The sequence below is a fragment of the Halomonas sp. 25-S5 genome (assembly GCF_029889845.1).
Classification (GTDB): domain Bacteria; phylum Pseudomonadota; class Gammaproteobacteria; order Pseudomonadales; family Halomonadaceae; genus Halomonas.
The window spans coordinates 1-9,308 of the sequence record NZ_JARANV010000041.1; the positions used below are offsets into that span (position 1 = coordinate 1).

9 protein-coding genes and 2 pseudogenes are annotated in these 9,308 nt (G+C 61.9%); all 11 read left to right on the plus strand.

Going from position 1 to position 9,308, the window contains the following annotated elements:
- Window positions 1–412, plus strand: a pseudogene (locus OP498_RS17780) (hypothetical protein); the annotation flags it as partial.
- Window positions 413–592: 180 nt separating this feature from the next.
- Window positions 593–2,113, plus strand: coding sequence for an IS21 family transposase (gene istA / locus OP498_RS17785; RefSeq protein ID WP_280554659.1), 1,521 nt, complete (start codon window positions 593–595; stop codon window positions 2,111–2,113).
- The gene (locus OP498_RS17790; protein ID WP_280554660.1) at window positions 2,100–2,612 is read left to right on the plus strand and encodes an ATP-binding protein; all 513 of its coding nucleotides are present in this window, start codon (window positions 2,100–2,102) and stop codon (window positions 2,610–2,612) included. The genes istA and OP498_RS17790 overlap by 14 nt, the downstream gene beginning before the upstream one ends.
- A 130-nt stretch (window positions 2,613–2,742) precedes the next feature.
- On the plus strand, window positions 2,743–3,978 hold the full coding sequence (locus OP498_RS17795) for a site-specific integrase (RefSeq protein WP_280554661.1): 1,236 nt from the start codon (window positions 2,743–2,745) through the stop codon (window positions 3,976–3,978).
- On the plus strand, window positions 3,975–4,958 hold the full coding sequence (locus OP498_RS17800; RefSeq protein WP_280554662.1) for a tyrosine-type recombinase/integrase: 984 nt from the start codon (window positions 3,975–3,977) through the stop codon (window positions 4,956–4,958). Before OP498_RS17795 ends, OP498_RS17800 begins: the two co-directional genes overlap by 4 nt.
- Entirely contained in the window at window positions 4,955–5,983 is a 1,029-nt protein-coding gene (locus OP498_RS17805) for a site-specific integrase (protein ID WP_280554663.1), read from the plus strand. The genes OP498_RS17800 and OP498_RS17805 overlap by 4 nt, the downstream gene beginning before the upstream one ends.
- Window positions 5,984–6,119: 136 nt before the next feature.
- Window positions 6,120–6,353: an ATP-binding protein gene (locus tag OP498_RS17810; protein ID WP_280554669.1), complete on the plus strand. Its 234-nt coding sequence runs from the start codon at window positions 6,120–6,122 to the stop codon at window positions 6,351–6,353.
- Between the two features lie 124 nt (window positions 6,354–6,477).
- Window positions 6,478–7,161, plus strand: a complete 684-nt coding sequence (locus OP498_RS17815; RefSeq protein WP_280554664.1) for a site-specific integrase — start codon at window positions 6,478–6,480, stop codon at window positions 7,159–7,161.
- On the plus strand, window positions 7,158–8,084 hold the full coding sequence (locus OP498_RS17820; protein ID WP_280554665.1) for a tyrosine-type recombinase/integrase: 927 nt from the start codon (window positions 7,158–7,160) through the stop codon (window positions 8,082–8,084). Before OP498_RS17815 ends, OP498_RS17820 begins: the two co-directional genes overlap by 4 nt.
- Complete coding sequence (locus OP498_RS17825; RefSeq protein ID WP_280554667.1) at window positions 8,081–9,082, plus strand: tyrosine-type recombinase/integrase; 1,002 nt, start codon at window positions 8,081–8,083, stop codon at window positions 9,080–9,082. The genes OP498_RS17820 and OP498_RS17825 overlap by 4 nt, the downstream gene beginning before the upstream one ends.
- A 127-nt stretch (window positions 9,083–9,209) precedes the next feature.
- Window positions 9,210–9,308: pseudogene (locus OP498_RS17830) on the plus strand (transposase domain-containing protein); the annotation flags it as partial.

Sequence of the window (9,308 nt, forward strand, 5' to 3'; positions counted from 1 at the left end):
GGTGCGGTTCCGGCCGCACTTCGAGCAGCGCGCCGAGACCTTCGACTTCCTGGGCTTTACCTACTATTGGGGAAAATCCCGGCGAGGCCGCTGGATCATCAAGCAGAAAACAGCCAAGGATCGGTACAAGCGCGGCCTCAAGCGAATCTCGCTATGGTGCCGAGCCAACCGTCATCGGCCGCTGCGTGAACAGCACCGCCAACTCTGTCGAAAGGTCACCGGGCATTACGCGTACTACGGGATCACCAACAACATCGAAGCTCTGCAGCGCTTCGTGAACATGGTCCGTCGCATATGGATCAAATGGCTCAGGAGGCGCTCGCAGAAAGGATGGTTCTCGTGGGAAAAGGCAGCGCAACTGCTGTCTATTCTCCCGTTACCGCGCGCCAGGATCATTCACCGTTTTACCTGATAGCGAAACTGATGGTTGAGGAGCCGGGTGCGTCAATCGCGCATGCCCGGATCTGAGGGGGGCCGGGACGAGCAATCGCCCGGTCTACCCGACCCCACCCCCGAGGTGGCAGCGCTGCCACCATCCACCTACCGTATCGGCTCAGCCAAGGGTCGGGACGGGGACGTGAAGGACTGGGGTATGATTCACAAGATCAAAGCATTACACGACGACGGACAGGGCCTGTCCATCCGTGCCATCGGCCAGGAGCTGGGGATTTCCCGCAACACCGTGCGCAAGTACCTGCGCCAGGACGTGGCCGCCATCGAAGCGGCGCAGACGGATCGGGAACGGGAGAAGAAGCTCGACGTCCACTATGACTACATCGCCTACCTGCTGCGTGCCTTCCCTCGGCTGAGCAGCGTCAAGGTGGCCCGCAAGCTGCGCGAGAAGCTCGGTGAGCTGGACGTGTCGGAGCGCTCCCTGCGGCGCTACGTCCAGCGGATGAAGACCACCATCGCCAGCCGCCAACGGCGCTACTACGAGCCGGTACTCGACATGGTCCCCGGCGTGCAGTGCCAGGTGGATCCCGGCGAGCTGCGCGAGGTGGAGATCGGCGGCGAGCGGCGCACGGTGCATTTCGTGGTGTTCGTGCTCTCCTATTCGCGCCTGACCTATGTGGGCGTCAGCTTCACGCCGCTCGACACCACCACCTTTATCCGCCTGCACGACGAGGCGTTCCGCTACTTCGGCGGGCTGCCCGAGGAGTGCGTCTACGACCAGACCAAGATGGTGGTGATCAGCGAGCAGTTCCGCGAGCTGGAAGTGAATCAGCGCTTCCAGGAGTACGCCACCACCGCCGGCTTCCGGATCCACGCCTGCTGCGGCTACGACCCGGAGAGCAAGGGCAAGGTCGAGGCCGGGGTGAAATACGCCAAGCAGGACGCCTTCTATGGCGACACCTTCCTCGATGAAGCCGACCTGCGCCGGCATATCCAGGAGTGGCTCGATACGGTGGCCAACGTGCGGCTCCATGGCACCACCGGCCGGCAGCCCAGGGCGCACTTTGACGCCGAGGAGCGTGCCCACCTGCGGCCCTACCTGACGCCGGCCTGCGTGGGGCGCGAGGCCGATGGCCTGGCCCCGCGCCAGGTCGACAAGACCGGCCTGATCGCCTGGAAGGCCAACAAGTACTCGGTGCCCATGGCCTACCAGCAGGGCCGCGTGGGTGCCCGGGAAGAGGGCGCCACGCTCCAGGTGCACGACCTGGAAAGCGGAGAAGTGATCGCCACCCATGCCCTGCACCTGGGCAAGGGACACACCACGCGCAACGAGAACCACTACCGCGATCACCGGCAGCGCGAGACCGATCTGGAGCAGGCCATCGCGCAGTGCCTGGGCGAGGCACTGGGGCAGCAGCTCTGCGGGTGCCTGCGCGAGGCCATGCCGCGCCACTACAAGGACCAGTTGCGTGGCGCCAGGCGCCTGCTGGAGGCCGAGCCGGAACTGGATCTGACGCTGATCAGTGACTGGGTCACGCGCGAGCGCCTCACCGCCGGCAGGCTCAAGGAGCGCCTGGACGCCACCCGGCAGGCCAGGGCACGGGGCCGCGACACCGACGAGGCGGTGCCGGCCACCGGCACCGCGCCGCCCGATCTGACGCCTTACGCCCGCCTTGGCCACTCCAGCGGCCAGCAGGAGGTGACCCATGGGGCAGCTTGAGCTGACCACCGGGCGCTACCGCAGTCTGCGCCTCGGTGCCATCGCCGACGACCTTATCGACCTGCTGGCCCGGGCCGAGGCCAACGAGGCCTCCTACCTGACCTTCGCCGACATGCTGGTCGAGCACGAGCGGCAGCGCCGCGACGCCAAGCGCATCGGCCTCTACCGGCGCCAGGCCGGGTTCCCCAGCGACAAGCGGCTGGAAGCATTCGACTACCGGCACCAGACCACCATCACCAAGCGCCAGGTCAACGCCCTGCTCGACTTCGCCTTCCTCGACAACCACGAGAACCTGGTGTTCATCGGCCCGCCGGGGGTGGGCAAGACCCACCTGGCCATCGGCATCGGCCAGAAGGCCATTGAGGCCGGCTACCGGGTGACGTTCCGCAACGCCCTCGACCTGGTCGAAGAACTGGAGCTGGCCGAGATGAAGGGTGAGCTGAAGAAGAAGCTCCACCAGCTGACCAAGGCCGACGCCCTGGTGATCGATATATGTTGAGAACCCAATTATGTGCAGTGGCAGCTCGAATAGCGTGTTCAGCCAACGTTTCTTATTCAGATACTTCACATAAGTCGGACCGGTAGGATCGCAGATGCGCCGCTCGGGCGCTTTCCATGAGGAAGCTGCGATGCTGACCGAATTGTTTCCCAAGGCCCACCCCCGGTTTTCCCCTCTCCCCTTGCTGGGTGCCTATCTCGATGGATTCATCGCATGGCTCTACGCACAAGGCTACCCACGTCTACCCGTTCGCCAACGCATCCGTGCGGCGAAGCGCCTTGACGAAGTGCTCCGACGAGATGGAGTACGGCGCGTCGGAGACCTGACCGCCGAACAGTTGCTGGCCTATGCCCCGAAGGACTCCCAGCAGGATATCGGACTGGCGGCAGTGGTCCGTTCGTTGACGGCCTATTTGAAAGGCATTCAGGCCTTGGTGCCGCCACGCCGCTCCTCTTATGAAGTGGTACTCGCACCGTATCGGGTGCACCTCGAGCAAGTTCGGGGGCTTGCAGCGCAGACCGTAACGCACCATATGGCAACCGCCGGTGAGTTCCTTGCCTTCCTCGGTGTTGACCAGGATGTAGAACGACTCCGTACTCTTGACCGGCATACTATTGAGCGTTTTATACAATCCGTTGGTCAGCGACTGGAGCGCGCGAGTCTTCAGCACACTATCGCCTACCTGCGATCGTTCCTCCGCTTTCTTGCTGGCCAAGGACGCGTGCCACATGAGCTTGATTGTCGCATCGATACGCCACGCATCTATCGTGGTGAGCGCCTTCCTCGAGCACTCCCATGGAAGCTGGTCCAGGCATTCCTACGGAGCATCGACTGCTCTACGCCCATGGGCCGGCGCGATTATGCGATGTTTCTTATGGTCATCACCTATGGCTTGCGTTGCTGTGAAGTCGTCGACCTGACCCTAGACGATATCGACTGGCGCGCACGACAGCTTCATATACAGCGACGCAAGGTTCGCTCGCCCTTGATACTACCGATGACGATGGAAGTGGAGGCTGCGCTCGTTACTTACCTACGTGATGGTCGCCCGGCGTTGTCTTGTCGAGAAGTCTTTCTACGTGTGCGGGCGCCTGCTGGCACCCTCAAGCCCACAGCGGTCACAGAGGCATTCCAGGGTTGGGTGCGACGTACAGGGCTGCCGATTGCCTACCAGGGCCCGCACTGCCTGCGGCATTCTCTCGCCATCCATTTGCTCAGGCAGGGACTGTCGTTGAAGACGATCGGGGATCTCCTCGGCCACCGCAGCGCCGAGAGCACCTGTGTCTATCTCCGACTGCAGGTGGATGACCTGCGCGACGTCGCTCTCGAGCTCCCGGCGGATGAAAAAACGGAGGCGCGCCCATGAATCCGCCGATCACTTATGCCTCACTCCTCGGCCCCTGCATCGCCCGCTATATCGAGCTCAAGCAAACCCTCGGGCGTCAGTACACACGCGAACACTACATCCTCCGTCATCTTGACGCCTTCCTCGCCACGCAGGATGCCGACTGCACGGCCGACGCTTTTGGTGCCTGGTGCGCCACCCTTAGCCACCTTACGCCGGGCGTGCGACGTGCGTGGATGCAGATCGTCCGCAACCTCTGCCTCTATCGTCAAAGAAGCGAGCCCAGCTGTTTCGTGCCTGATCCTCGCGGCTTCCCATCACCCCACCGAGCTGCACGCCCTCACCTCTTTACTCGCGAGGAAATCATCCGGGCGTTGCGGACCATCGAGGAGCTACCACCGAGTCCGGCCTCGCCGCTGCGGCGGGAAGTGTTTCGCCTAGCCATCGTCCTGCTTTACACCGCTGGCCTGAGGCGGCGCGAAGTCGTCGGGCTGACCCTTGGTGATTACGATTTCGTCGAGCGGACGCTCACAATTCGAGCCAGCAAATTCCACAAATCTCGACTCGTGCCGTTGTCTGCTACGGCGGCCAATGAGATGGAAGCATACTTCGTGAAGCGGCAACACTATTCCAGCGACAGTGATGACCCACTCCTGTATCACCCCTGTCGGCCATTGCCGTGCTACACCGGAGCCGGTCTCGCGCGCGGCCTGCGGGACATTTTTCGTCGCGCCGATATTCGCACGGCGAGCGGCAGGCTCCCGCGGGTCCATGACCTGCGGCATAGCTTCGCTCACGAAGCCCTCTTGCGATGGTATCGAGCAGGAGTCGATGTGCAGGCCAAGCTGCCGGCATTGGCCACTTACATGGGCCACGTCTCCGTGGTCTCCACGTACTACTACCTCTCGATGTTCGAACCCTTTGCGGAAGCGGCCAGCGAACGCTTTGCCCGCCACTGTCGTCCCTTTATCGATGAAGCGTACGCAGGAGATGCCCCATGACACGCCCGGTCACCATGCACAGTCTCCCAGGCCTGCTTCGCGGCTTCTTCACCGATCATCTCCCCGGAGTCCGTGGCCTGAGTCGTCACACTATCCTCAGCTACCGGGATGCCATGATCCTGTTCTTGCGCTACCTTGCCGAGACGCGTGGCTGCGATGTCGTTGACCTTGACCTCAGTGACTTCCAGCCCGATGAGGTGATCACGTTCCTCGAGCATCTCGAGTCGGCCCGCGGCAATAGCGTCGCCACTCGGAATGCTCGGCTTGCTGCTCTCCATGCCTTTGCGCGCTATGCCGCCAGCTACGCGCCCGAGCACTTGCAGATCTGCCAACATCTCCTCGGCGTGCCCTTCAAGCGGGCAAGCCATCGTGTCGTTGAGTACCTCGAAGGGGAAGAGCTGCGTGCCTTGCTGAATGCCATCGACCGACAGACGCGGGTCGGCTGTCGTGACTACGCCCTGCTGCTCACCTTGCTCAACACCGGGGCACGGGTGCAGGAGCTTCTCGATCTGCGCCCGATGGACCTCCAGCTCGAGCGCCCCTTGCAACTTCGTCTCTACGGCAAGGGTCGCAAGGAACGGTTTTGCCCGTTGTGGCCGCAAACTGCTGCGGCATTGCGTGTACTCCTCGCCGAGCAGGAGCTCACGGCCGCCGGCACCGATCGACTGTTTCGTAACCGACGAGGAGCGCCGTTAACCCGTTTCGGGGTGCGCTACCTTCTTCGCGCCTATGCGGCGCGCGCACAGACGTCGGCTCCCAGCCTAGCCCGCAAGCGCATACACCCTCACACGCTGCGCCACACGGCTGCCGTTCACCTCCTGCAGGCCGGTGTCGACATCGTCTCGATCAGCCATTGGCTGGGCCATGCGAGTATTGAGACCACCAATCGGTATGCCGTAATCGATCTGGAGACGAAACGTGACGCCATAGAACGCGCTGGCCCGATCGGCGACCCTGATGTCGTGGCGGCCATATCACCATGGCGTGCCGATGTCTCCGTCCTCGCTTGGCTCGAGGCCTTATGACCGCTTGGGCATGACTTCGTTTATGTGGAGTGGCGCTCGACAAACAGCCAAGGGAGGTGATTCTTATCGGACTACTTCACATAACTACGTTCTCAACATATGTCCAGTTATGTGGTGCACCACATAAATCGATGAGCTGGGATATTTGCCGATGAGCCGGCAGGCGCGCTACGCACTGTTCCAGCTGATCAACCGGTTCTATGAGCACCGAACGCTGATCATCACCACCAACAAGGACTTCACCAGCTGGGGGGAGTTCTTCCACGACGACAACGTGGCGGTGCCGATCATCGACCGGATCATCCACCACTCGCACCTCTACCTGCTCGGCGGGGAGAGCTACCGGCTGAAGCAGAAGACGCTCAGCTGACGGTCATGGGTGGGTCATTTTTATTGACCGCTGGTGGGTCATTTCTATTGGCCATTGACAGGAGGACGTCATCTGCTACGTCGAGCGCCACGCCAGGGACGGAAGCGCGGCCTCGGGGAAGGCGATGTGCTGGTCGCTGCGCGCCTTTCTTCGATACCTCTACCATAGTGGGTCGAACTTGCTCCCTCTTGCCGGCTGTGTGCCTTCCATCAGGCGATGGAAGCTTTCAAGCCTGCCGACCTATCTATCCGTCGTGCAGGTTCAGGCGGTCCTTGATGCTTGTGATCGAACGGCGGCGTCAGGGCGGCGGGACTTCGCCATCCTTATGATGCTGGCCAAGGTTGGATTGCGGGCCAACGAGGTCGCGACCCTCACCCTGGATGATATCGACTGGCGATCTGGGACGATGCTCATTCGCGCCAAGAATCGGCAGCAGACACGGATGCCGATGCCCCCAGATGTCGGCGCGGCCGTCGTTGCTTACCTCCGTGATGACCGTCCGGCTTCAACGTGCCGCCGGCTGTTTCTCCGCACCTTGGCACCCCATGCCGGCTTCGCCTCCGGTTGCGCCATCACGATGATCGCCAGGGCGGCTCTCAAGCGTGCCGGAATCAGTGGCTTCGCACACCATGGGGCACATATATTCCGCCACAGCCTTGCCACAGAGCTTCTCCGTTGCGGTGCGACCTTGTCGCAGATCGGCCAATTGCTGCGACACAAGAGCCATGACACGACGCGCATCTACGCGAAGGTGGATGTCGAGGCGCTTCGGACATTGAGCCTTCCTTGGCCGGGAGGTATGCAATGATCAGTCTACGGTCCGCACTCGAGCAGTATCTGAGCATGCGCCAGGGGCTCGGATACAAATACCAACATCAGGCGCGCCGGCTTGCCGACTTCGTCTCCTTCATGGAGCGCCACGAAACGGCGACCATCACCACGAAGCTGGCTGTCGCCTGGGCGACCTTGCCGCCTGAACGGCACGCTTCCTGGGTATTGCGACTAACCGATGTGCGTGGCTTCGCGCGCCATGTCGTCAACTTCAACCCACAGACGGAGGTGCCGCCCACAGGGATCTTGCCGCCCTTGAAACGCGCCAGACCCTATGTCTACAGCGATGCAGAGATCAACGCGCTATTGAGGGCGGCTCTGGCCCTACCCCCTGCAAAAGGCCTGCGGCGATGGACCTACCATTATCTGTTTGGGTTGATCGCAGTGACAGGCATCCGTCTGTCCGAGGCGACCGGGCTTCTCCGCAGCGACGTCGATCTGGACCAAGGCGCGCTGACAATCCGACAGAGCAAGTTCGGTAAGTCGCGCCTGGTGCCTTTGCATCCGACGACCAGCGCGGCTCTACGCAGCTACGCCGAGCGGCGGGATGCTCACCTCGGGTCGCACTGCGGGCCGCACTTCTTTGTGGCCGAGCGCGGTGGCCGCTTGCTCCACCAGTATGTCTATCGTGTCTTCTGGCGCTTGTCACGCGAGATAGGGCTGCGACGAGCGGGCGAGCACACCGGTCCCCGAATTCACGACTTCCGCCATCGCTTTGCCATCCGTGCGCTCCTCAGCTGGTATCGCGATGGGCTTGAGGTTGAACAGCGGCTCCCGTTGCTTTCCACCTACCTCGGCCACACCTGCGTGCGCGACACCTATTGGTATCTCTCGGCCTGTCCGCAATTGATGGAAGAGGCCGCACGGCGCCTAGACCGGCGATGGGAGGCTCAGTCATGAACTCGCGCCCCAATGTCGCCCCGCTCATCGAACGCTATTTCACCGTGCGTCTCATGCAACAGCGTAATGTCAGCAGCAACACCATCGCATCCTACAGGGATACGTTTCGACTGTTGTTCAGGTTTGCACAGGTGCAACTGAGCAAGCCGCCATCAGCACTGAGCCTCGATGATCTCGATGCGCCATTCATCAGCGCATTCCTCGCTGATATCGAGACGGCGCGAGGCGCCAGCATCAGTACGCGCAATTTGCGCCTGACGGCCATTCGCTCCTTCTACCGGTTCGTGTCCTTCGAGGAACCGGCCTACAGCGACCTTATCCAGCGAGTCCTCGCAATACCGAGCAAACGCCATGACAAGCGTCAGGTGCATTTCCTGACGCGGCCTGAAATCGAGGCAATTCTTGCTGCTCCCAACCGCTCAACGTGGCTGGGCCGCCGCGACCATACCTTGCTCCTGATCGCGATTCAGACCGGCTTGCGTCTCTCCGAGCTGATCAACCTCGACAGGGATGCCATCCACCTCGGCACCGGAGCCCATGTGCGATGCGCCGGCAAAGGCAGGAAGGAGCGATGTACACCGCTCACATCAAACGGGCAGGCCGCCCTTAAGGCATGGCTCAAGGAACCAGAGCGCTATGCCGGGAGAGCATTGTTTCCGAACGTCCGCGGGGGGCGGCTTAGCGCTGACAGCGTCCAGGCGCTCCTGACCAAGCACGTGCGCGTCGCCAGTCAGATATGTCCATCATTGACGTCCAAGCGCGTGTTGCCTCATGTGCTGAGGCACAGTGCCGCAATGGAGCTTCTGCAAGCCGGTGTCGATTGCTCTGTGATCGCGCTATGGCTTGGTCATGAATCCATCGAAACAACGCAGACTTACTTGCATGCCCATCTCGCAATCAAGGAAGCGGCCCTGGCCAAGCTTGAACCCTACGAGCCCGGCAAGCCAATTCGCTTCCGACCGGGCGACAACCTACTTGCCTTCCTTGAGTCGCTGTAATGCACAAGACTATGCCGAATGGAGTCCGAGGCCACGCCCGCTTAACTCGCTGAAAAAGCGCGCAAATGGCGGTCTGCCTACAGAACCGTTCGGCATAGTTCGGCGGACGGCATAAACGGCCAAGGCCAACGGCCTCTCGCCCTACGACTACCTGCAATTCGTATTCGAGACCCTGCCGACGCTTGGCGAGGATGACGATCTCGACACGCTGCTGCCCTGGCGCTGG